We start from the raw sequence: 19,599 nt of genomic DNA on the forward strand, positions 1-19,599 counted from the left end.
TGGTGCCGGCACCAGGAATCGAACCCGGGACCTACTGATTACAAGTCAGTTGCTCTACCATCTGAGCTATACCGGCACAGGGGCGTCATTATAGCGATGGATTTGCCGCTGTAAACCACTTCGTTGCATCCATCGCACATTCCCCTAAGTCACCGCGCACAAAGGAGAATTTTCCTACCATCCGCGGTGGATGGAGTTGACGCTCGGTTCGGGCTGGCCCGGGTTGAAGAACAGCTTGCCGTTGTCGCAGCCGCGCTTGCGGCAGCTGCCGTCGGCGTTGTGCAGGGGCAGGCCGCGGTCGCCGCCCAGTTGCATGCCGGGCATGTTCCAGTTCAGCGGGGCGGGCTTGCTCGAAGGCGTGCCGCTGGCGCAGCCGGTCATGGCCAGGGCGAGGGTCAGCAGGGCGAAAGGCTTGGTGTGTTTCACGATGTTCGAGTCCGTTCCGGGATCAGTCTTTGTTCAGGATGCGCTGGATGGTGCCGCCGCAGGCCATGTAGCAGGAGTCGTAGTCATTGCCGCAACTGTAGCTGCTCCCCGTGTGGAAGGGGTAGCTCGGGTAGTGGCAACTGTGACGCGCTTCCTTCTTGCTCTTGCCGTTCTGGCAGTACTGGTAGGCCCTCATCTCGGCCTGGTACAGCGCACGTTCGCTGTTCTCCTGCAGGCGCGCCATCTGCTGGCAGTGGTTGCGCTCCGTCGAACAGCTGTTGATGCAATTCATGCCATGCGCGCTGGGCGGTGGCGAGTATCTATAGGTGTAGCTCGGGCCGCAGCCGGCCAGGGCCAAGGCCAGGCAGGCCAGCACGAGGGCGGCCAAACTGTTGTGGAAAAGTGCCATGGGTGTTGCAGTCCTTGATCATTCGTCGCTGAACTCCAGCAGATCGCCGGGCTGGCAGTTCAGGGCGCGACACAGCTTCTCCAGGGTCTCGATCTTGAAACCCTTGATCTTGCCGTTTTTCAGCAGCGACAGGTTCGCTTCCGTGATACCGATGATTTCCGCCAGGTCCTTGGAACGCATCTTGTTCCGGGCCATGACGACGTCGAGGCGGATGATTATCGGCATAGGAAGCAGTCAGACATAACAGTTGTGTTCATCGCTGATGGTCTTGGCGTCACGCATGAGCAGCGAGAAGGCACACAGCAGGATGCCTTTCATGATCTCGTAGACAGCCTGCGATGATACACCGATCGAGAAGCTGAAGCTCCTTTCGCCGGCCGGCAGGTCGATGGCCAGGGCCAGGCCCTGCAAGGTATAGGTCACCGGCCACAGCAACGGGGTGAAGATGCACAGCAGGCCGACCCACCAGAGCAGCTTGATATTGTCCGAGGTCCAGGTCTGGCCACGGGACAGCCGATGGAAGAACAGGCCGGTCAGGCAGAGGGCGATGACGGAAATCATCGTCGGGATCATGTCCACCACCAATACCAGGCCGATGGCCAGGGGGGATGCCTGGTAGCCGGGTTCCAGCAGCAGGGGCATCTGGTCGCCGTAGGCTTGCAGGTAGCCGTTGAGCATGTCGGGGAAATCGAAAATAAAAAGCAACGGGGTGATCGTCAGCTCGACGATCGCGGTTGTCCACGCCAGGTAGGCGGCGAATGCGCCGATGGTGCGTAGGCGCGAACGCGCATAGGCCACGGATCTACTGTTCATGGGGTGCCTCCGTACAGTGATGAACGGGGCGGATTATTCTTGAATAATTATCGTAAAACAATAATTAATTTTGTTATTTGGCCTGTGGCGACGGTTTGTCGCAGGAGGAGGGAGTAGGCATGGCACCGGCCTTGCCGGTGATCGCGGGGCTAGCCCGCTCCCACGCTGAGGAAGCTTGCCTACGCTATAGAGCAGTCGCAGGGTCATCCCTATAGGAACGACTGTGGGGAATATAATTTACGAAGCTTTCAGCAGGCTTTAAGAGGATAAATCTGGAGGCACGCAATTTTTCGCGAGAAATATTTAGTCTTAGCCTATCGTTTTGACTTAATCGATCAGCTCAGCTAATCTTTTGTTCATTATGTTGAACAGTAAAGCTTTCAAGCTCCTCTCTTCCTCCCGCCTGGTTTCCCGTGAGCGTCACTGGACCGGCGACCTCTAGCGCCACCCTCCCTCTACAGCCGTAAACGTCTCTGTCTGGTGCCGATGCCTGTGCGCTCGGTTGCTGTCGCCCATGGGAGGGCATCATGCGTTCCTGGATCTACCTGATCGTCGCCATCACCTTCGAGGTGATCGGCACGGCGTCGATGAAACTCGCCGCCACCCATTTCCCCGTGCTGGGGCATGCCGTCATGTACGTCATGATCTGTCTGTCGTATTTCTTCCTGGCCCTGGCGGTCAAGCGTGTGCCGGTGGGTGTCGCCTACGCGCTGTGGGAGGGGTTCGGTATCGTGCTGATCACCTTGATCAGCGTGCTCTGGCTCGGCGAAAGCCTGGGCTGGACCAAGGCCCTGGGCCTGGCGGTGATGATCGCCGGCATCTTGCTGGTCAAGGCCGGCACCCGGGCCAAGGCTGTCGAACGTGAAGGGGAGGCCGTGCCATGCTGATGCCATTTGCCTGGCTGGGCCTGGCCATCGTGCTGGAAGTCCTGGCCAACCTGTTGCTCAAGTATTCCGACGGTTTCCGCCGCAAGGGCCTGGGCGTGGCCTCGATCCTCTGCGTGCTGGCGGCGTTCACCGCGCTGGCCCAGGCGGTCAAGGACATCGACCTGTCGCTGGCCTACGCGATCTGGGGTGGCTTCGGCATTCTCGCCACCGTGGCCATGGGTTGGGCCCTGTTCGGTCAGCGCCTGGCCGGGCGCGGCTGGCTCGGCCTGGTGCTGCTGCTGGTAGGCATGAGCTTGCTCAAACTGGCTTGACAACACCCCCGCCAAAGCGCTTGGCCGAATGGTTTATGCACAATGGGCATTGGCCGCTTGCGCGAAAGGCATGCCGGCCAGCGCTACCATCGGTCTTTGCGCAAAGTCCTGTTTTTACTGGCTTTGACGCCCATGGTGGAATAAGCAAAGCAGCGCAAATAGCCGCTGGATCCAAGATTTGGTGATTTTCATCACAAGCTTGTTCACAGAGTTATCCACAGGCTGTCAACCGTGCTGCGGCGCTGTGTCACGCTCGCCTAGCAGCAGCAGGTTGCGGGGCGTCAGCGGGTAATCGCAGAACACCCCGACACGCACCACGTAGCCTTGCTCCTGAAGGAACAGGGCGCGGTCGAGCACCAGCCACATTTCCAGGGGGCGGCGGAACAGATTGCGAACCAGCTCGAGGTTGCGCACCTCGGCCAGGCGTCGCTGGCCTGCGGCTTCCAGGGTGGCCCAGTCGGGGTTGCCGTTGATCGTGACCTGCTTGAGTTCGGCCAGGTCGCGGCAGTACTGCTCGAAGGGTTTTGCCAGCCAGCTGACCGGCAGCGATGGCGTGGGCAGGTAGCCGTCGATGCCACGTTGCTGGCGCTGCAAGAGGTCGAAGCCCAGGCGGCGGGCCATTGAGGTGTCGCGCTGGCGGCGGGTGCGCAGGCTGGAGGTGACCGCCTCGCTCAGCGGCAGGCCCAGGTCTTCCTGGGTCAAGGCTAGCGCCGAGGCCCGGGCGGCGCCGGAGAGTGGCTGATAGGCCTTGCCCTGGATGCGGTTGTAGCAGCAGGGCGCAACGGCGATCTGCCGGCAACCCTGCTGGCTTGCCAGCTCTATGAGCCGGACATGCAGGTCGCCGCAGGCGTGCAGGGCGACCGCGCTCTTGTCGCCGTTCAGGTGGCGGGCGCTGTCGGCGGCCATGACGTCCTGGTGTACGTGGGTGGCGGGCAGGTGGTGATGCTCGCTCAGGGCCTTGCCGGCGCTGACCAGTTCAGCGTCGTACTCCAGGCAGGTCAGTTGCTGGTCGGTCTGCAACAGGCGACGGCCCAGGTGGCCTTTGCCGGAACACCAGTCGAGCCAGTGCCGGGCGGGTTGGCTGAACGCCAGGCGACGGCTGAAGGCTTCGATCTGCTGCCACTTGCGGCCGGGGACACCGACATCGAGGCGGTGGCCGGCGGGATGCAGGCCGGCATCGGGCAGCTCGCCGACGGCGGACAGCTGCGCGGCTTCGGCGGCCAGTTGTGGGAAGGGGGGCGGGGCCTCGGAGGTTTCGGAGGATTCGGCTTGCTCGAGGGTGCGTTGGCGCAGCCAATGGGACAGTTGCGGGTGCTGGTCTTCCCACGCCAGGCGCAGGTGGGTGAACGGGCGTGGGTGCCACAGGGGCTGGTGGCGGGTGAGGAAGCGGTCGAGGGCCTGGAAGCGCTCGAGGAGCTGGTTGGTTTGCAGGTAGGGTGTTGAGGTCATTCGGGCACCGGGGTGCTAGCGAGAGGGGCTGCTGTGCAGCCCATCGCGGCACAAGGCCGCTCCTACAGAGAGGGGGCCGCGTGCGGCCCCGGGTTCAACGCCCTTGGCAGGCATCCACGCGCAGCCAGCGCTCCAGCACCTTGAAGCCCTGCACCAGCACGAACGAGATCAGCAGGTAGAACACCCCGGCGGCAAAGAAGATCTCCACCGGCAGGTAGGTCCGGGCAATGATGGTCCGCGCCATGCCGGTCAGTTCCAGCAGCGTCACGGTACTGGCCAGGGCGCTGGCCTTGAGCATCAGGATCACTTCGTTGCTGTAGGCCGGCAGGCCGATGCGCGTGGCGCGCGGCAGCATGATGTACAGCAGCGTCTTGCCCCGCGACATGCCCAGCGCCCGGGCCGCCTCGATCTCGCCCTTGGGGATCGCCTGCAGGGCGCCGCGCAGGATCTCGGCGATATAGGCGGCAGTATGCAGGGTCATGGTCAGCACCGTGCACCAGAACGGATCGCGCAGGTACGGCCACAGCGAACTGTTGCGCACTGCGTCGAACTGGGCCAGGCCGTAGTAGACCAGGAACAGCTGCACCAGCAGCGGTGTGCCGCGGAAGAAGAAGATGTAGCCGTAGGGCAGGGCGCGCACGTACCAGTGCCGCGAAGAGCGCGCCACACCCAGCGGAATGGCCAGGATCAGGCCGGCGATGACGGCGATGGCCACCAGCTCCAGGGTCAGGGTCGCGCCCTGGGCCAGGCGTGGCAGCCACTTGATGATGACTTCCCAGTTCATTTACTCGGCCCTCATGAAGCCGCGAGCGGCGCGCTTTTCCAGGAAGTGCATGCCGATCATCGCGATGATGGTCAGGCCCAGGTAGATGCAGGCGGCGACCGCGTAGAAGGTGAACGGCTCCTTGCTCACGGTCACGCCGATCTGCGCGTGGCGCATGATTTCTTCAAGGCCGATCACCGACACCAGCGCGGTGTCCTTCATCAGGATCATGAACAGGTTGCCCAGGCCCGGCAGGGCGATGCGCCACATCTGCGGGAGGATGATCCGCGAGAGGATGCGACCCTTGGACAGGCCCAGTGCCAGGCCCGCTTCACGGTGTCCCTTGGGGATGGCCAGGATCGCGCCGCGGAACACTTCCGTGGCGTAGGCGCCGAAGCACAGGCCGAGGGCGATCACCCCGGCGGTGAAGGCGCTGAGCTCCAGGCCCGGCATGTTCAGCAGCTCGCCCAGGCTGTTCATCAGTCCGACGGTGCCGAAGTAGATGAGCAGCACCCAGAGCAGTTCGGGTACGCCGCGCACCAGTGTGGAATAAGTGCCGCCAAGCCATTGCAAGGGCTTGACCGGCGAGGTCTTGGCCAGGGCGCCGAGCAGGCCCAGGACCAGCCCCAGCAGCAAGGCGCAGAGCGCCAGTTTTACGGTCATCAGGGTACCGGCCATCATGGCCGGGCCGAATCCGTGCAGGTCGATATTCATGGGTAAGTTTGTTCAAGGGACAGGCATCGCCAGGGCGGCGATGCCTGTCGGGGCGAATCAATAGATGCTGAACGGGAAGTACTTGTCGTTGATCTTCTTGTAGGTGCCGTCGGCGACAATTTCCTTCAGTGCGGCGTTGAGCTTGTTGCGCAGCTCATTGTCGCCTTTGCGCACGGCAATGCCGACCTTATCGCTTTCGTTCACCGGGTCGCCTTTGAACTCGTAGTTCTTGCCGGCTTCGGATTTCAGCCAGTCGTAGTTGGCGTACTTGTCGGCGAGGATGGCATCGACGCGGCCGGAGGTGAGGTCGAGGTAGGCATTTTCCTGGCCGTCATACAGGTTGACCTTGAACTCGCCGTCCATGCCGCCGTTATCGTCCAGCCAGGTAGCCGCCTGGGTGGCGCGCTGGGTGCCGATGGTCTTGCCCTTGAGCGAAGCGCGGTCGGTCTTGAAGTCGACGTTTTTCGGTGCGATGAACTGCTGCTTGTTCGAGTAGTAGGGGTCGGTGAAGTCGACGGCCTGCTTGCGTTCGTCGGTGATCGACAGCGAGGAGATGATGAAGTCGGACTTCTTGGCGTTCAGCGCCGGGATGATGCCGTCCCAGTCGGAGACGGCCACTTCGCATTCGACCTTCATCTTGGCGCACAGGGCGTCACCGATATCCTTGTCGAAGCCGACCACCTGGCCGCTGGCATCCTTGTTGTTGAAGGGCGGGTAGGCCGCCTCGATGCCCATTTTCAGTTTCTCGGCTGCCATGGCATTGGCCGAGAACACCAGGGTGGCGGCAGCGGCCAGGAGGAATTTCTTGTAGGTCTGCATTCGTGTTGCTCCGTTAGCGGTGGCTGGACATGAATTGCTTGCAACGCGCCGAGGTCGGGTTCTCGAAGACCTGCTGCGGCGATCCCTGCTCTTCGACCAGGCCCTGGTGCAGGAAGACCACTTCACTGGACACCTGGCGGGCAAAGTTCATCTCGTGCGTCACCAGCAGCATGGTACGGCCTTCTTCGGCCAATGCGCGGATGACGTTAAGCACTTCCTGGACCATTTCCGGATCGAGCGCCGAGGTCGGCTCGTCGAACAGGATGACCTTGGGCTTCATGGCCAAGGTACGGGCGATGGCGGCACGCTGTTGCTGGCCACCGGAAAGCTGGGCGGGGTAGCTGTGGCGCTTGTCGAAGATGCCGACCTTGTTCAGCAGCGCCTCGGCGTGCTCGGTGGCCTCGGCCTTGCTCTGGCCGAGCACGCGGCGCGGCGCCTCGATGATGTTGTCGAGGATCGACATGTGCGGCCACAGGTTGAAATTCTGGAAGACGAAGCCGATCTCGCTGCGCAGGCGGTTGATCTGGCGGTTGTCGGCGGCGATCAGGTCGCCGTTTTTCTGCGCCTTGAGCTTGAGGGACTCGCCGGCGACGATGATTTCGCCCTGGTGCGGGTTCTCCAGCAGGTTGATGCAGCGCAGCAGGGTGGACTTGCCAGAGCCGGATGAGCCGAGGATGGAGATCACGTCACCGTCGCGCGCGGTCAGCGAAATGCCCTTGAGAATTTCCTGCTCGCCATAGCGTTTGTGCAGGTTGCGGATTTCCAGCGCGGGCGTGGCCTGGGCCATGTGCGGTCCTCATGTGTTCGGGTGCGTTCCCAGCTGTTGGCGGCCTTCCTGGCGAGCGCCACGCTAGCATAGCGGCGCAACGGCGGCCAACCGGGTCGCGGGGGGCTCGGGTCGCTGGTGGGACAGTTTGTCGCATCGCTGCAGTGGACTGTCGCCAGGATATCCGCATTGGCGTTCTGCCCAGCACCGGAGCTTTGATGAAAAAAGGCGCGATGGTGCCAGCTTTGTTCCTATCTGGGAAGCCGTTTTTGGCCGGGTGGCACTGTGTCGCGGGTTATGCGGGTTCGAGGTTGCGCCTTGAGGTTGCGCTTTGCCGTGTCCTGAATTTGTGCCCAGGTGTTACCGAGGGGCACCTTTGGTGCGTTTGTAAGTGGGTATTTCAGTAATCCCAACTTGGCATGGGGATTTGACGACCTTTCGGTCAAAGCTTGGCACAATGCCCTGCAAGCCGCGTCGTTCTTGGTTACAGAAACATTTCAGACGAAAGCCATTCTCAGCTGGCCCGCTTATTGCCATCCCGAAACCACTGAATGCAGCGACGCCCACTCACACCCCGGCGCGCTGGCCAGTCATTCGTGTAGTCCACCTCCTTACAAAGGTAGTTTTATGAGCGGTAACAATTCCAATGACCTCGCTCAGGGGCTCAAGCAACGGCATGTGACCATGCTGTCGATTGCCGGCGTGATCGGCGCCGGCCTGTTCGTCGGCTCCGGCCATGCCATCGCTGCCGCCGGCCCTGCCGTGCTGTTGGCCTACGCCGCCGCCGGTACCCTGGTGGTGCTGGTAATGCGCATGCTCGGCGAAATGGCGGTTGCCTCGCCTGACACCGGTTCCTTCTCCACCTACGCCGATCGCGCCATCGGGCGCTGGGCCGGTTTCACCATCGGTTGGCTGTACTGGTGGTTCTGGGTCCTGGTGATCCCGCTGGAAGCCAACGCCGCCGCGGCCATCCTGCATGCCTGGTTCCCGTCGGTGGACCTGTGGGCGTTCTCCCTGATCATTACCCTGGCGCTGACCGTCACCAACCTGTTCAGCGTGAAGAACTACGGTGAGTTCGAGTTCTGGTTCGCCCTGCTCAAGGTGCTGGCGATCATCGGCTTCATCGTCGTCGGTTGCGCGGCCATGTTCGGCATGGTGCCGAGCAGCCAGGTCAGCGGCATCAGCCACCTGTTCGATACCCAGGGCTTCATGCCCAACGGCCTGGGCGCGGTGCTGGCCGCGATGCTGACCACCATGTTCTCGTTCATGGGCACCGAGATCGTCACCATCGCCGCCGCCGAGTCGAAAGACCCGGGCCGCCAGATCAGCAAGGCCACCAACTCGGTGATCTGGCGTATCTGCCTGTTCTACCTGGTGTCGATCTTCCTGGTCGTGGCCATGGTGCCGTGGAACGATCCGACCCTCGCCGAGAAAGGCTCCTACCAGACTGTCCTCAGCCTGATCGGCGTGCCGAATGCCAAGCTGATCGTCGATATCGTCGTGCTGGTCGCGGTGACCAGTTGCCTGAACTCGGCGCTGTACACCTCCTCGCGCATGCTGTTCTCCCTGAGCAAGCGTGGCGACGCCCCGGCCATCGCCCAGCGCACCACCAAGGCGGGCACCCCGCACTGGGCCGTGCTGCTCTCCACCGCCGCGGCCTTCCTGTGCGTGTTCGCCAACTTCCTGGCCCCGGCCGCGGTGTTCGAGTTCCTGCTGGCCAGCTCCGGCGCCATCGCCCTGCTGGTGTACCTGGTGATCGCCGTGTCGCAACTGCGCATGCGTGCCCAGCGTGAAGCCAAGGGCGAGAAGATCTCGTTCAAGATGTGGATGTTCCCGGGCCTGACCTGGGCGACCATCGCCTTCATCATTGCCATCCTGGTGGTGATGGCGCTGCGTGAGGATCACCGTGCCGAGATCATCGCCACGGCCATCCTGAGCATTGGTGTGGTGGCGGCTGGCCTGCTGCTGCACCGCAAGCGTGGTGCTGCTGCGCGGGTGGCGCTGGATAGCTGATCCGCTGGTGTGAAATGCAAAGGCCGCGTCCTGTGAGGGGCGCGGCCTTTTTGTTTGCCTGTGAGGCCCGCTCCCACAGGGATCTCACAAGCCTGAAAGGCGATAGGGAACCTGTGGGAGCGGGTTTACCCGCGAAGAGGCCGGTGCAAGTTGAGCGTCACTATCAGCCGAACTGCTTCTGCTGTTGTTGCTGCCTGGCCACGACCTCCGAGGCGGTGACATAGGCGTCCTGGAACTCGTCGCTCTCCAGCCAGGCCATGGTCGCATCCTCGTCGATGCCGTCGAGCCACGCGCGGTAGGCGGTGAACACCAGGACGATGTAGTCGGTGGCGTGTTCTTCCTTGTGGCCCTTGAGCACCAGTGCCAGCAGTGGGTCGACCAGGAATACCGAGATCATCGGCACCAGGCCGCCTTCCTGGGCTTCCTTCATTTTCACGAACAGGCTGTCGTAGCTGCCCGACTCCATGGCCTTGTTGAACACCTGCTCGACGCTGGCGCTGTCGCCGGCACTGGCCTTGACTGCCTGGCCGCTGCGCACCATGCGGTTCTGCTTGGCCTTGGTGGCGGCGCGCTTGGCGCGTTTCTGTTGTTTGGTGTTGGTGGCCATGGGGGCGGATCCTTGGACGACTGGTAAAGGCGCGTATTGAAGCGTAGTTGCCAGGGAAACCCAAGCAGGTATTCGAGATCGCCGGACGCTCTGCGCCCGTTTCGCGACATAAGGCCCGCAAAGCGGGCCCAGGATCTCAGAGGGTCTTGTTCGGCCCGATCATCCGCGCCAGGCCAAGGTTCTTCAGCGCCAGTTGCAGCGAGCTGTGGATAACTTGCGGGTTGTCATGGCTCATGGCGTCGGCCAGCAGTTCCCTGGCCTTGCTCAGGTTGATCTGGCGCAGCATCCACTTCACCTTTGGCAGGTTGGTGGCGTTCATCGACAGGCTGTCGAAGCCCATGGCCATCAGCAGGATCGCCGCAGCCGGGTCGCCGGCCATCTCACCGCAGATGCTCACCGGCTTGCCTTCCTCGTGGGCGACGCTGACCACGGTCTGCAACGCCTGCAGCACCGCCGGGTGCAGGTAGTCGTACAGGTCGGCGACCCGCGGGTTGTTGCGGTCGACCGCCAGCAGGTACTGGGTCAGGTCGTTGGAGCCGACCGAGAGGAAGTCGACCTGGCGCGCCAGCTCGCGGGTCTGGTACACGGCGGCGGGAATTTCCACCATCACCCCCACCGGCGGCATCGGCACGTCGGTGCCTTCGTCGCGCACCTCGCCCCAGGCGCGGTGGATCAGGTGCTGGGCTTCTTCCAGTTCGTGGATGCCGGAAATCATCGGCAGCAGGATGCGCAGGTTGTTCAGGCCCTCGCTGGCCTTGAGCATGGCGCGGGTCTGCACCAGGAAGATTTCCGGGTGATCGAGGGTGACGCGGATGCCGCGCCAACCGAGGAACGGGTTCTCTTCCTTGATCGGGAAGTACGACAGCGACTTGTCGCCGCCGATGTCGAGGCTGCGCATGGTTACCGGCAGCGGGTGGAACGCCTGCAGCTGCTCGCGGTAGATCGCCAGCTGTTCCTTCTCGCTGGGGAAGCGCTGGTTGATCATGAACGGCACTTCGGTGCGGTACAGGCCGACGCCCTCGGCGCCACGCTGCTGGGCGCGGGCCACGTCGGCGAGCAGGCCGGTGTTGACCCACAGCGGCATGCGGTGGCCGTCCGGGGTGACGCACGGCAGTTCGCGCAGGGCATCGAGGCCCTTGGCCAGTTCGCGCTCCTCCTCGACCACATCGCTGTATTGCTTGCGCAGCACTTCACCCGGGTTGGTGAACACCTCGCCCTTGTAGCCGTCGACGATCATCTCGATGCCGTCGGCCTTCGAATACGGCAGGTCGACCACACCCATGACGGTGGGGATACCCATCGCCCGGGCGAGGATCGCCACGTGGGAGTTGCCCGAGCCGAGTACCGAGACCAGGCCCACCAGCTTGCCTTCCGGCACCTCGCCGAGCATGGCGGGGGTCAGCTCCTCGCTGACCAGGATGGTGTTGTCCTCATAGACCAGCGACTGCGAGCGGGCCTCCTGGAGATACGCCAGCAGGCGCCGGCCCAGGTCCTTGACGTCCGAGGCACGCTCGCGCAGGTAGTCGTCGTCCATCAGCTCGAAGCGGTTGACGTGCTCGCCGACCACCTGGCGCAGGGCACCCTGGGCCCACTGGCCGGTCTTGATGACCTCGACCACCTCGCCACCGAGGGCGGCGTCCTCGAGCATCATCAGGTAGACGTCGAACAACGCGCGCTCTTCGGGGCGCAGCTGGGTGGCGAGCTTGGCCGACAGCTTGCGCATGTCCTCGCGCACGCCTTCGAGGGCGTTGTTGAACAGCTTGAGTTCGGTGTCGATGTCCTCGACGGTGCGGTCCGGCACCACCTCGAGGTCGGCGGGCGGCAGCATCACCACGGAACGGCCGACGGCGGCACCCGGGGAGCCCGGCACACCGACGAAGCGGGCCTCCTGGATACCCTTGCCCTGGCGCCCCAGGCCACGAATCGAGCCGGTCGCCTCGGCGTGGGCGATAACCCCGGCAAGCTGGGCGCTCATGGTGACCAGGAAAGCCTCTTCGCCCTCGTCGAACTGGCGGCGCTCCTTCTGCTGGATGACCAGTACCCCCACCACGCGGCGGTGGTGGATGATCGGCGCACCGAGGAAGGAGGCGAATTTTTCTTCGCCGGTCTCGGCGAAGTAGCGGTAGCGGGGGTGGTCGGCGGCGTTCTCGAGGTTCAACGGCTCCTCGCGGGTGCCGACCAGGCCGACCAGGCCCTCGTTGGGGGCCATGCTGACCTTGCCGATGGAGCGCTTGTTCAGGCCCTCGGAGGCCATCAGCACGAAGCGGTTGCTGTCCGGGTCGAGCAGGTAGACCGAGCAGACCTGGCTGCCCATCGCCTCCTTGACGCGCAAGACAATGATACCCAACGCCGTCTTGAGATCTTTGGCGGAGTTCACTTCCTGGACGATCTTGCGCAGCGTATTGAGCATGGCTCGGGGTCGGACTCCGTCGTCAGTCGCGCGTCAGCAGGCGCGGGGCTAGCTCTTTCAGGGCGCGACGGTATACCTCGCGCTTGAATGTCACCACCTGGCCCAGCGGATACCAGTAGCTGACCCAGCGCCAGCCATCGAATTCCGGTTTGCCGGTGAGGTCCATGCGCACCCGTTGCTCATTGCTCACCAGGCGCAGCAGGAACCACTTCTGTTTCTGGCCGATGCACAGCGGCTGGCTGTGGGTGCGCACCAGGCGCTGGGGTAAACGATAACGCAACCAGCCACGGGTGCAGGCAAGAATTTCCACGTCCTGGCGTTCCAGGCCCACTTCTTCGTTCAGCTCGCGGTACAGGGCATCTTCCGGCGTCTCGTCAGGGTTGATGCCACCCTGGGGGAACTGCCAGGCATCCTGGTTGATCCGCCGAGCCCATAGCACCTGCCCGGCATCATTCGTGAGAATGATCCCGACATTGGGGCGAAAACCATCCGGGTCGATCACGGCAGCAACCTCGCAAACGCATGTCACCGCATTGTTCCACAAAGCCTGAGCGCGCAGCAACGCGCCCGCCAAGCTTATGTGCAGCGAGGTGAAAACTCCGTATTCTGCGGGGCTCTTCCGTGGCTGATGCGAGTGACCGCGATGCGCCTGGCTTTATTCGACCTGGACAATACCCTCCTCGGTGGCGACAGCGACCACGCCTGGGGTGACTACCTGTGCGAGCGGGGCATTCTCGACCCGGTCGCCTACAAGCAACGCAACGACGCCTTCTACCAGGACTACCTCAACGGCACCCTGGACATGCAGGCCTACCTGGCCTTCTCCATGGAGATCCTCGCGTCCAGCGAACCTGCGCAGCTGGAGCAGTGGCACCGCGAGTTCATGCGTGACTGCATCGAGCCGATCATCCTGCCCAGGGCCGAAGCCCTGTTGCGCCAGCACCGCGAGGCCGGCGACCAGCTGGTGATCATCACCGCCACCAACCGCTTCGTCACAGCGCCCATTGCCCGCCGCCTGGGTGTGCGTACCTTGCTGGCGACCGAGTGCGAGGTGCGCGATGGTCGCTATACCGGGCGTAGCACCGATATACCCTGTTTCCGTGAAGGCAAGGTGACGCGGCTTGCGCGCTGGATGCTGGAGAACGGGTTCGATCTGGAAGGCAGCTACTTCTACAGCGACTCGCTGAACGATGTGCCGTTGCTGGAGGTGGTGGCGAACCCGGTGGCGGTGGATCCGGATCCGAGGCTGCGGGTCGAGGCCGAGCGGCGGGGGTGGCAGGTTATTTCGTTGCGCGATTGAGGGCGCGGGGCCGCTTTGCGGCCCTTTCGCGGCACGAGGCCGCTCCTACAGGGGGCTGTGATTGCTTGTAGGAGCGGCCTTGTGCCGCGAGGGAGGGCGGAGCCCTCCTGCTGTCTCAGATCGGCTTGGCGCCCATCAAGCCGGCAATGGACAGGAAGCAGACGCCACTGAACACCGCCAATGCCAAGGTGAACTTCAAACCCACGGTTTCAGCCTTGCGCAGCCGGTTCAGGCGTACCACCAGCCACCACACGGCAAGCGCGCCAAGCGTATAGATGACGCTGGACGCCAGTACCCAGGTCTGCCCCAGCGGCCAGCCGACCAGGTGCACCAGCCACCAGCCGGTGAACGGCATGCTCACCAGGCACAGCCCCATCAGCAGCCAGACGAACACCAGCGGTCGGCGCAACAGTTTGCCGTAGGCCTCGGCATCGCCCTGGCGGCGGGCGCGGACAGTCCAGGTCGCGAGGCCCAGTGCGCCCAGCAGCAACAGGGCAGTGGCGAGGATGTGCAGGGTCTTGAGGGTGGTCAGGTGTTCCATGTCTTCATCGTCCTTCAGCAGGGTAATTCGCGCCCGTCTCTTCGCGGGTAAACCCGCTCCCACAGGTGACGCGCCAACCTTGTGGGAGCGGGTTTACCCGCGAAGGACCATACGCCCAGCTTAGTCAGTTAACCCAAGAACAGCCGGTAAGCCGGGTTCTCGGTCTCGTCCCAGTACGGATAGCCGATCTTGGCCAGCGCCGCCGGCACCAGGTGGCGCTCGTCCTCCGGTACCTGCAGGCCCGCGACCACCCGGCCATCGGCGGCGCCGTGGTTGCGGTAGTGGAACATCGAGATGTTCCAGCGCCCACCCAGCTTGTTGAGGAAGTTGAACAGCGCACCCGGCCGCTCGGGGAACTCGAAGCGCAGCACCATCTCGTCGCTGGCCCCGGCCGAGTGGCCGCCGACCATGTGGCGGATGTGCAGCTTGGCCAGCTCGTTGTCGGTCAGGTCGGTAACCGGGAAGCCTTGCTCGATCAACTGCTGGACCAACACCGCGCGCGGGTCGGTTTCCGGGTGGGTCTGCACGCCGACGAAGATATGCGCCTCGTCCGAGGTGTGCTTGCGGTAGTTGAATTCGGTGATCTGGCGCTTGCCGATGGCTTCGCAGAAGGCCTTGAAGCTGCCCGGACGCTCCGGGATGGTCACGGCGATGATCGCCTCGCGCTTCTCGCCCAGTTCAGCGCGCTCGGCCACATGGCGCAGGCGGTCGAAATTGACGTTGGCGCCCGAGTCGATGGCCACCAGGGTCTGCCCGGCGACGCCCTTGAGCTCGACGTACTTCTTGATGCCGGCTACGCCCAGCGCGCCGGCAGGTTCGGTGATCGAGCGGGTATCGTCGTAGATATCCTTGATCGCTGCGCAGATTTCGTCGGTGCTGACGGTGATCACCTCGTCCACATGGTGACGGCAGATGTCGAAGGTATGCTGGCCGATCTGCGCCACCGCCACGCCATCGGCGAACAGCCCGACCTGTGGCAGCACCACGCGCTCACCCGCGGCCATGGCCGCCTGCAGGCAGTTGGAGTCGTCCGGCTCGACGCCGATCACCTTGATCTCGGGGCGCAGGTATTTCACGTACGCGGCGATGCCAGCGATCAGCCCGCCGCCGCCGACCGGCACGAAGATCGCGTCCAGCTGGCCCGGGTGCTGGCGCAGGATTTCCATGGCCACCGTGCCTTGCCCGGCAATGGTGTGCGGATCGTCGTAGGGATGGATGTAGACGAAGCCCTTTTCCTCCACCAGCTTCAGCGAGTAGGCCAGCGCCTCGGGGAAGGTGTCACCGTGCAGCACCACCTTGCCGCCCCGGGAGCGCACGCCTTCGATCTTGATCTCCGGGGTGGTCTTGGGCATGACGATGGTCGCCTTGATCCCCAGCTCCCGCGCTGCCAGGGCCAGGCCCTGGGCGTGGTTGCCGGCGGAGGCGGTGACCACGCCGCGGGCCAGTTCTTCGGCGCTCAGTTGCGCCAGCTTGTTGTAGGCCCCGCGAATCTTGAACGAGAACACCGGCTGCAGGTCCTCGCGCTTGAGCAGCACCGTGTTGCCCAGGCGCTTGCTCAGCTGCCCGGCGCTGTGCAGCGGGGTTTCGACGGCAACGTCGTAGACGCGCGAGGTGAGGATCTTCTTGACGTACTGTTCGAGCATCGGAAAGCATCACTGGGCCGCGGGACAAGGGCTGGGAGTCTACCGCAGCGTCACGTCGGGCGACCACAGCAAAGCCGTGGGAGCCGTTATACTAGGCAACTTTGAAATCCGCCCAGCCCCTCCCGGAGCCCGCATGACCCAGGACCAACTCAAACAGGCCGTCGCCCAGGCCGCCGTCGATCTCATCCTGCCGAAACTGGATGAGAAAAGCGTCGTCGGCGTCGGTACCGGTTCGACCGCCAACTTCTTCATCGACGCCCTGGCCCAGCACAAGACCGCCTTCGACGGCGCCGTCGCCAGCTCCGAGGCCACCGCCCAGCGCCTGAAGGGCCATGGCATCCCGGTCTACGAGCTGAACAGCGTCAGCGAGCTGGAGTTCTACGTCGACGGCGCCGACGAGAGCGACGCCCACCTCAACCTGATCAAGGGCGGCGGCGCGGCCCTGACCCGCGAGAAGATCGTCGCGGCGGTGGCCAAGACCTTCATCTGCATCGCCGACGCCAGCAAGCTGGTGCCGGTACTGGGCGCCTTCCCGCTGCCGGTCGAGGTGATTCCGATGGCCCGCAGCCATGTCGCGCGCCAGCTGGTCAAGCTGGGCGGCGACCCGGTCTACCGTGAAGGCGTGGTGACCGACAACGGCAACGTCATCCTGGATGTGCACAACCTGCAGATCACCAACCCGGTGGAGCTGGAGAGCCAGATCAACGCCATCGTCGGCGTGGTCACCAATGGCCTGTTCGCGGCGCGTCCGGCGGATGTGCTGCTGCTGGGGACCGCTGAAGGCGTGAAAACCCTCAAGGCCGAGTAAACAAGCCTTGCGCGATCCTTGTAGGAGCGGCCTTGTGCCGCGAAAGGGCTGCGTAGCAGCCCCAGATTTCAGCGTTGAACAAAGATTGCCGGGGCCGCCTTGCGGCCCTTTCGCGGCACAAGGCCGCTCCTACAGGGGTAGACGTAAACGCGATAGCGCCAGCCCAGGCAATCAATCAGCCGGCTGCTTGAACACATAGAACAGGTTCGGCTCGCTGACCAGGTAGATGGTCCCGGCATCGTCCATCGCAATCCCCTCCGCCTGCGGCACGGTCTGTTTCAAGCCCTGGAATCCCTTGCGCAGTGACAGCGTGCTCAGTGGCCGGCCCTTCACATCCAGCTCCAGCACCAGCCGTGACTCGTCCGAAAGCGCCAGCAGGTGCCCGCTGCGCTCATCGAACTGCAGGCTCGACAAGTCCCTCACGAACAGCCGCCGGTCACGCTTGCGATCCTGCACCACATGCACGGCATAGGGTTTGTCGGGGTTGTCATGGGGAAAACCATGCACCTCGTAGATCATCATCGGGTCCCGTTCCTTGGCCACGAACAGGCGCTTGCCCGCCGAGTCGTAGGCCAGCCCCTCGAAACCCTTGTTGCCATTGAGGCCGATGCCCAGGGACAGCTGCTCGGCATCGCTGGCGTCGAGGAACAGGGTGTCATCGTCAAGACGCACGCGAATCAGCCGCTGCTGGCGCTCGTCGGTGATCACGTAGCTGTTGGGCCCTACATACTCCACCGCCTCGGGGTCGCCGAAGCCGGTCAGTGGAACACGGCGCAGGATGCGGCCGTCCAGCGACAGCTCGATCAGCTCCGAGCGGGCATTGGTGACGGTGAACAGGCTCTTGCGGTCGGGATCGTAGGTCAGCGCCGAGATGTCATCGTCCAGCCCGACGATGGGCTGCGCTTCGATCGCCACCTGGTAGCGATCCAGGCCGATGCTCTGCTCGGCCGGCTGCCACCAGGTCTTGAGGTTGAACCAGCCGCGCTCGAACAGGCGGAACTCATGCCCGGCGGCGCCCAGGACGAGCAGGGCAACAAGCACGATGAAGGCTAAGATCAGGCGAAGGTGGCGGCGCATGCGGTCGGACTCGGCGAAAGGAGCACGTATCTAACCACTATCAACTGAAGCAAAGCTTAATGCCACCATCAGAAATATCTGATCGATCAGTGCTTTTTGAAGCGATAGAACAGGTTGGGCTCGCTGACGATGTACAGGTTGCCCTGGTCATCCATTGCCACCCCTTCTGCCCGGGGAATGGTGTCAGCCAGGCCATTGAAGCCGCCCAGCAAGGTCATGAAACTGACCTGCTCACCCTTCTCGTCCAGCTCGAGCAGCATGTTGGAGTCCGCCGACAAAGCCAGCAGGTGCCCGGTGCGTGGGTCGATGCCCAGCGCGGACAGGTTGCGCAGGTCCAGTTCGTCACTGGGCAGCGGTTGCTTGTCGCCCTTGAGCGGGCCGTGGCCATCGGTGCTCCAGATGAACATCTTCGGTGGCCGCTCGGCACCAATGATCAGTCGCTGCCGGATCAGGTCCCAGGCAATGGCCTCGAAGCCCTTGTTGCCATCCTCCGTATCGCCCAGGTCGTAGGGCTGGTAGTCGGCGCGGTTCAGCGATGTCGTGGCGGCATCCACCTTGACCAGTGTCAGATCATGGTTGCGCTCGTCGACAATGGCGATCTGGCCGTTCTCGAGTACCGCCACGCCTTCCGGATTGGACCAGCCCACCAGCGGGATCTTGCGCAGCACGTCACCGTCGAGGTTGAGTTCGACCAGGAACGGGTGCTTGCCCATGACCGCGAACAAGGTACGGGTGTGCGGATTGAACGCCAGGTCCGACGCCTCGTCACGCTCCATCCCCGGCAACGGTTTGGCATCGATGTCGGCCACGTAATCCGGCAGCCAGATGCTTTCCTGGCGCTCGGTCTGGCTTTCGAAGCCTTCCTTTATCCACAGCAGGCCACGGTCATCCCAGTGCATGGCTACCACCAGGCCATAGGCGATGATTGCCAGCGCAAGCAGCCACAGCGACCAGCGGGTGATCAGGCGTCGCTTTGGCGGAAGGGATGCGCTGGAAGGATTGGTCATCGAATGGAGATCCTGAAAGTAGGCGGCAGCGTGGTCGCCACTGTCGGCAAATGAAGGTTAATAGACGAATTATCCGGATCAATTGTGAAAAAAACGACAAATCCCACCGGCACAAGCAGCGACGACGGCATTGCACCGTCGTCGCCCGGAGTCAAAGCACCCGGCCTTCGAACCGGCTTGCACCGGGAAGTTCCAGCACCAGCTCATCGCCGACATTGAACGGCCCCACGCCCGCCGGGGTGCCAGTGAGGATGACATCGCCTGCCTGCAGGGAGAAGTGCGCCGCGATGTGCTGGATCATCGGCACGATCGGGTTGAGCATCAGCGCGCTGTTGCCGTCCTGGCGCACCTCGCCGTTGATGCTCAGGCGGATGCCGATATCGGTCAGGTCCTCGAAGGTATCGGCTGACACGAACGGCGGCAGCACGCAGGCACCATCGAAGCACTTGGCCAGTTCCCAGGGCAGGCCCTTTTCCTTCAGCTTCGCCTGCACATCGCGCAGAGTGAGGTCCAGCGCCGGGGCAAAGCCGGAGATGGCGTCGAGCACCTCTTCCTCGGAAGGGTGGGTGGACAGGGGCTTGCCCAGCAGCACGGCAATCTCCGCCTCGTAATGTACCGAGCCACGCTCGCTCGGAATCTTGAAGCCGCCTTCCAGGGGCACCACGCAGCTGCCGGGCTTGATGAACAGCAGCGGCTCGCTGGGGATGGGGTTGTCCAGTTCCTTGGCATGCTCGGCGTAGTTGCGGCCGATGCATACCACCTTGCCCAGCGGGAAGTGGATGCGCGTGCCGTCTACGTACTGGTGCTGGTAACTCATGGCCGACTCCTGTGAATAC

General features: G+C 63.5%; 22 protein-coding genes and 1 tRNA gene. 5 read left to right on the plus strand and 18 right to left on the minus strand.

The features are described from left to right. The 5 genes from AC0MAZ_RS04835 to AC0MAZ_RS04855 all read right to left on the minus strand — a co-directional run bounded on the left by AC0MAZ_RS04835 (nucleotide 1) and on the right by AC0MAZ_RS04855 (nucleotide 1,648). Nucleotides 1–76, minus strand: a tRNA-Thr gene (locus tag AC0MAZ_RS04835). A 98-nt stretch (nucleotides 77–174) separates the two neighbouring features. Then, on the minus strand, nucleotides 175–426 hold the full coding sequence (locus tag AC0MAZ_RS04840) for a hypothetical protein (RefSeq protein WP_028688480.1): 252 nt from the start codon (nucleotides 424–426) through the stop codon (nucleotides 175–177). A 22-nt stretch (nucleotides 427–448) separates the two neighbouring features. Continuing rightward, nucleotides 449–835: a hypothetical protein gene (locus tag AC0MAZ_RS04845; RefSeq protein WP_203648624.1), complete on the minus strand. Its 387-nt coding sequence runs from the start codon at nucleotides 833–835 to the stop codon at nucleotides 449–451. Between the two features lie 18 nt (nucleotides 836–853). After that, nucleotides 854–1,060, minus strand: coding sequence for a helix-turn-helix domain-containing protein (locus AC0MAZ_RS04850; RefSeq protein WP_023629980.1), 207 nt, complete (start codon nucleotides 1,058–1,060; stop codon nucleotides 854–856). 9 nt (nucleotides 1,061–1,069) lie between these two features. After that, a complete protein-coding gene (locus AC0MAZ_RS04855; protein WP_203648623.1) occupies nucleotides 1,070–1,648 on the minus strand; it encodes a hypothetical protein in 579 nt (192 codons plus the stop codon). Nucleotides 1,649–2,175: 527 nt separating this feature from the next. On the opposite strand from AC0MAZ_RS04855, the gene AC0MAZ_RS04860 reads away from it, so the two are divergent. Then, nucleotides 2,176–2,535 carry a multidrug/spermidine efflux SMR transporter subunit MdtJ gene (locus AC0MAZ_RS04860; protein ID WP_028688477.1) on the plus strand — a complete coding sequence of 120 codons (360 nt, stop codon included), beginning with the start codon at nucleotides 2,176–2,178 and terminating at the stop codon, nucleotides 2,533–2,535. Beyond that, entirely contained in the window at nucleotides 2,529–2,846 is a 318-nt protein-coding gene (gene mdtI, locus AC0MAZ_RS04865; RefSeq protein ID WP_050703396.1) for a multidrug/spermidine efflux SMR transporter subunit MdtI, read from the plus strand. Before AC0MAZ_RS04860 ends, mdtI begins: the two co-directional genes overlap by 7 nt. 225 nt (nucleotides 2,847–3,071) lie before the next feature. On the opposite strand, the gene AC0MAZ_RS04870 is transcribed toward mdtI, so the two are convergent. The 5 genes from AC0MAZ_RS04870 to AC0MAZ_RS04890 form a co-directional block, all read right to left on the minus strand. Then, complete coding sequence (locus AC0MAZ_RS04870) at nucleotides 3,072–4,295, minus strand: methyltransferase (protein WP_232854872.1); 1,224 nt, start codon at nucleotides 4,293–4,295, stop codon at nucleotides 3,072–3,074. Nucleotides 4,296–4,389: 94 nt separating this feature from the next. After that, on the minus strand, nucleotides 4,390–5,079 hold the full coding sequence (locus AC0MAZ_RS04875) for an ABC transporter permease (protein ID WP_232854873.1): 690 nt from the start codon (nucleotides 5,077–5,079) through the stop codon (nucleotides 4,390–4,392). Then, the gene (locus AC0MAZ_RS04880) at nucleotides 5,080–5,772 is read right to left on the minus strand and encodes an ABC transporter permease (protein ID WP_203648618.1); all 693 of its coding nucleotides are present in this window, start codon (nucleotides 5,770–5,772) and stop codon (nucleotides 5,080–5,082) included. It abuts the gene before it with no gap. Between the two features lie 57 nt (nucleotides 5,773–5,829). Then, the gene (locus tag AC0MAZ_RS04885) at nucleotides 5,830–6,591 is read right to left on the minus strand and encodes an ABC transporter substrate-binding protein (RefSeq protein ID WP_110734354.1); all 762 of its coding nucleotides are present in this window, start codon (nucleotides 6,589–6,591) and stop codon (nucleotides 5,830–5,832) included. Nucleotides 6,592–6,604: 13 nt separating this feature from the next. Next, nucleotides 6,605–7,378, minus strand: coding sequence for an ABC transporter ATP-binding protein (locus AC0MAZ_RS04890; protein ID WP_203648616.1), 774 nt, complete (start codon nucleotides 7,376–7,378; stop codon nucleotides 6,605–6,607). Between the two features lie 606 nt (nucleotides 7,379–7,984). Here AC0MAZ_RS04890 and gabP point away from each other — a divergent pair. Next, nucleotides 7,985–9,370, plus strand: a complete 1,386-nt coding sequence (gabP, locus tag AC0MAZ_RS04895) for a GABA permease (protein WP_475860406.1) — start codon at nucleotides 7,985–7,987, stop codon at nucleotides 9,368–9,370. Between the two features lie 163 nt (nucleotides 9,371–9,533). Here gabP and AC0MAZ_RS04900 read toward each other — a convergent pair whose 3' ends face one another. The 3 genes from AC0MAZ_RS04900 to AC0MAZ_RS04910 form a co-directional block, all read right to left on the minus strand. Beyond that, nucleotides 9,534–9,977, minus strand: a complete 444-nt coding sequence (locus AC0MAZ_RS04900; protein ID WP_203648604.1) for a hypothetical protein — start codon at nucleotides 9,975–9,977, stop codon at nucleotides 9,534–9,536. A 136-nt stretch (nucleotides 9,978–10,113) separates the two neighbouring features. After that, nucleotides 10,114–12,387: a phosphoenolpyruvate--protein phosphotransferase gene (gene ptsP / locus AC0MAZ_RS04905; protein ID WP_232854875.1), complete on the minus strand. Its 2,274-nt coding sequence runs from the start codon at nucleotides 12,385–12,387 to the stop codon at nucleotides 10,114–10,116. A gap of 22 nt (nucleotides 12,388–12,409) precedes the next feature. Then, nucleotides 12,410–12,889 (minus strand): RNA pyrophosphohydrolase, encoded by a 480-nt coding sequence (locus AC0MAZ_RS04910; RefSeq protein WP_028688498.1) that lies wholly within the window; start codon nucleotides 12,887–12,889, stop codon nucleotides 12,410–12,412. 141 nt (nucleotides 12,890–13,030) lie between these two features. On the opposite strand from AC0MAZ_RS04910, the gene AC0MAZ_RS04915 reads away from it, so the two are divergent. Continuing rightward, complete coding sequence (locus AC0MAZ_RS04915) at nucleotides 13,031–13,687, plus strand: histidinol-phosphatase (RefSeq protein ID WP_232854876.1); 657 nt, start codon at nucleotides 13,031–13,033, stop codon at nucleotides 13,685–13,687. Nucleotides 13,688–13,802: 115 nt separating this feature from the next. On the opposite strand, the gene AC0MAZ_RS04920 is transcribed toward AC0MAZ_RS04915, so the two are convergent. Next, a complete protein-coding gene (locus AC0MAZ_RS04920) occupies nucleotides 13,803–14,228 on the minus strand; it encodes a DUF2269 family protein (RefSeq protein ID WP_254465155.1) in 426 nt (141 codons plus the stop codon). Between the two features lie 128 nt (nucleotides 14,229–14,356). After that, on the minus strand, nucleotides 14,357–15,871 hold the full coding sequence (ilvA, locus tag AC0MAZ_RS04925) for a threonine ammonia-lyase, biosynthetic (RefSeq protein WP_203648598.1): 1,515 nt from the start codon (nucleotides 15,869–15,871) through the stop codon (nucleotides 14,357–14,359). Nucleotides 15,872–16,004: 133 nt separating this feature from the next. On the opposite strand from ilvA, the gene rpiA reads away from it, so the two are divergent. Beyond that, a complete protein-coding gene (rpiA, locus tag AC0MAZ_RS04930; protein ID WP_011536226.1) occupies nucleotides 16,005–16,679 on the plus strand; it encodes a ribose-5-phosphate isomerase RpiA in 675 nt (224 codons plus the stop codon). A 171-nt stretch (nucleotides 16,680–16,850) separates the two neighbouring features. Here rpiA and AC0MAZ_RS04935 read toward each other — a convergent pair whose 3' ends face one another. The 3 genes from AC0MAZ_RS04935 to AC0MAZ_RS04945 all read right to left on the minus strand — a co-directional run bounded on the left by AC0MAZ_RS04935 (nucleotide 16,851) and on the right by AC0MAZ_RS04945 (nucleotide 19,580). Then, a complete protein-coding gene (locus AC0MAZ_RS04935) occupies nucleotides 16,851–17,756 on the minus strand; it encodes an SdiA-regulated domain-containing protein (RefSeq protein WP_203648596.1) in 906 nt (301 codons plus the stop codon). Nucleotides 17,757–17,842: 86 nt separating this feature from the next. After that, entirely contained in the window at nucleotides 17,843–18,763 is a 921-nt protein-coding gene (locus AC0MAZ_RS04940; protein ID WP_203648594.1) for an SdiA-regulated domain-containing protein, read from the minus strand. A 151-nt stretch (nucleotides 18,764–18,914) separates the two neighbouring features. Continuing rightward, the gene (locus AC0MAZ_RS04945) at nucleotides 18,915–19,580 is read right to left on the minus strand and encodes a fumarylacetoacetate hydrolase family protein (protein ID WP_475860410.1); all 666 of its coding nucleotides are present in this window, start codon (nucleotides 19,578–19,580) and stop codon (nucleotides 18,915–18,917) included. Between the last annotated feature and the right edge of the window lie 19 nt (nucleotides 19,581–19,599).

Source organism: Pseudomonas sp. A, from assembly GCF_056270345.1.

Bases quoted from the DNA above. Each gene is read 5' to 3' on its own strand.
- AC0MAZ_RS04845 (WP_203648624.1), bottom strand. From the start codon at position 835: ATGGCACTTTTCCACAACAGTTTGGCCGCCCTCGTGCTGGCCTGCCTG.
- AC0MAZ_RS04850 (WP_023629980.1), bottom strand. From the start codon at position 1,060: ATGCCGATAATCATCCGCCTCGACGTCGTCATGGCCCGGAACAAGATG.
- AC0MAZ_RS04855 (WP_203648623.1), bottom strand. From the start codon at position 1,648: ATGAACAGTAGATCCGTGGCCTATGCGCGTTCGCGCCTACGCACCATC.
- AC0MAZ_RS04860 (WP_028688477.1), top strand. From the start codon at position 2,176: ATGCGTTCCTGGATCTACCTGATCGTCGCCATCACCTTCGAGGTGATC.
- mdtI (WP_050703396.1), top strand. From the start codon at position 2,529: ATGCTGATGCCATTTGCCTGGCTGGGCCTGGCCATCGTGCTGGAAGTC.
- AC0MAZ_RS04870 (WP_232854872.1), bottom strand. From the start codon at position 4,295: ATGACCTCAACACCCTACCTGCAAACCAACCAGCTCCTCGAGCGCTTC.
- AC0MAZ_RS04875 (WP_232854873.1), bottom strand. From the start codon at position 5,079: ATGAACTGGGAAGTCATCATCAAGTGGCTGCCACGCCTGGCCCAGGGC.
- AC0MAZ_RS04880 (WP_203648618.1), bottom strand. From the start codon at position 5,772: ATGAATATCGACCTGCACGGATTCGGCCCGGCCATGATGGCCGGTACC.
- AC0MAZ_RS04885 (WP_110734354.1), bottom strand. From the start codon at position 6,591: ATGCAGACCTACAAGAAATTCCTCCTGGCCGCTGCCGCCACCCTGGTG.
- AC0MAZ_RS04890 (WP_203648616.1), bottom strand. From the start codon at position 7,378: ATGGCCCAGGCCACGCCCGCGCTGGAAATCCGCAACCTGCACAAACGC.
- gabP (WP_475860406.1), top strand. From the start codon at position 7,985: ATGAGCGGTAACAATTCCAATGACCTCGCTCAGGGGCTCAAGCAACGG.
- AC0MAZ_RS04900 (WP_203648604.1), bottom strand. From the start codon at position 9,977: ATGGCCACCAACACCAAACAACAGAAACGCGCCAAGCGCGCCGCCACC.
- ptsP (WP_232854875.1), bottom strand. From the start codon at position 12,387: ATGCTCAATACGCTGCGCAAGATCGTCCAGGAAGTGAACTCCGCCAAA.
- AC0MAZ_RS04915 (WP_232854876.1), top strand. From the start codon at position 13,031: ATGCGCCTGGCTTTATTCGACCTGGACAATACCCTCCTCGGTGGCGAC.
- AC0MAZ_RS04920 (WP_254465155.1), bottom strand. From the start codon at position 14,228: ATGGAACACCTGACCACCCTCAAGACCCTGCACATCCTCGCCACTGCC.
- ilvA (WP_203648598.1), bottom strand. From the start codon at position 15,871: ATGCTCGAACAGTACGTCAAGAAGATCCTCACCTCGCGCGTCTACGAC.
- rpiA (WP_011536226.1), top strand. From the start codon at position 16,005: ATGACCCAGGACCAACTCAAACAGGCCGTCGCCCAGGCCGCCGTCGAT.
- AC0MAZ_RS04935 (WP_203648596.1), bottom strand. From the start codon at position 17,756: ATGCGCCGCCACCTTCGCCTGATCTTAGCCTTCATCGTGCTTGTTGCC.
- AC0MAZ_RS04940 (WP_203648594.1), bottom strand. From the start codon at position 18,763: ATGACCAATCCTTCCAGCGCATCCCTTCCGCCAAAGCGACGCCTGATC.
- AC0MAZ_RS04945 (WP_475860410.1), bottom strand. From the start codon at position 19,580: ATGAGTTACCAGCACCAGTACGTAGACGGCACGCGCATCCACTTCCCG.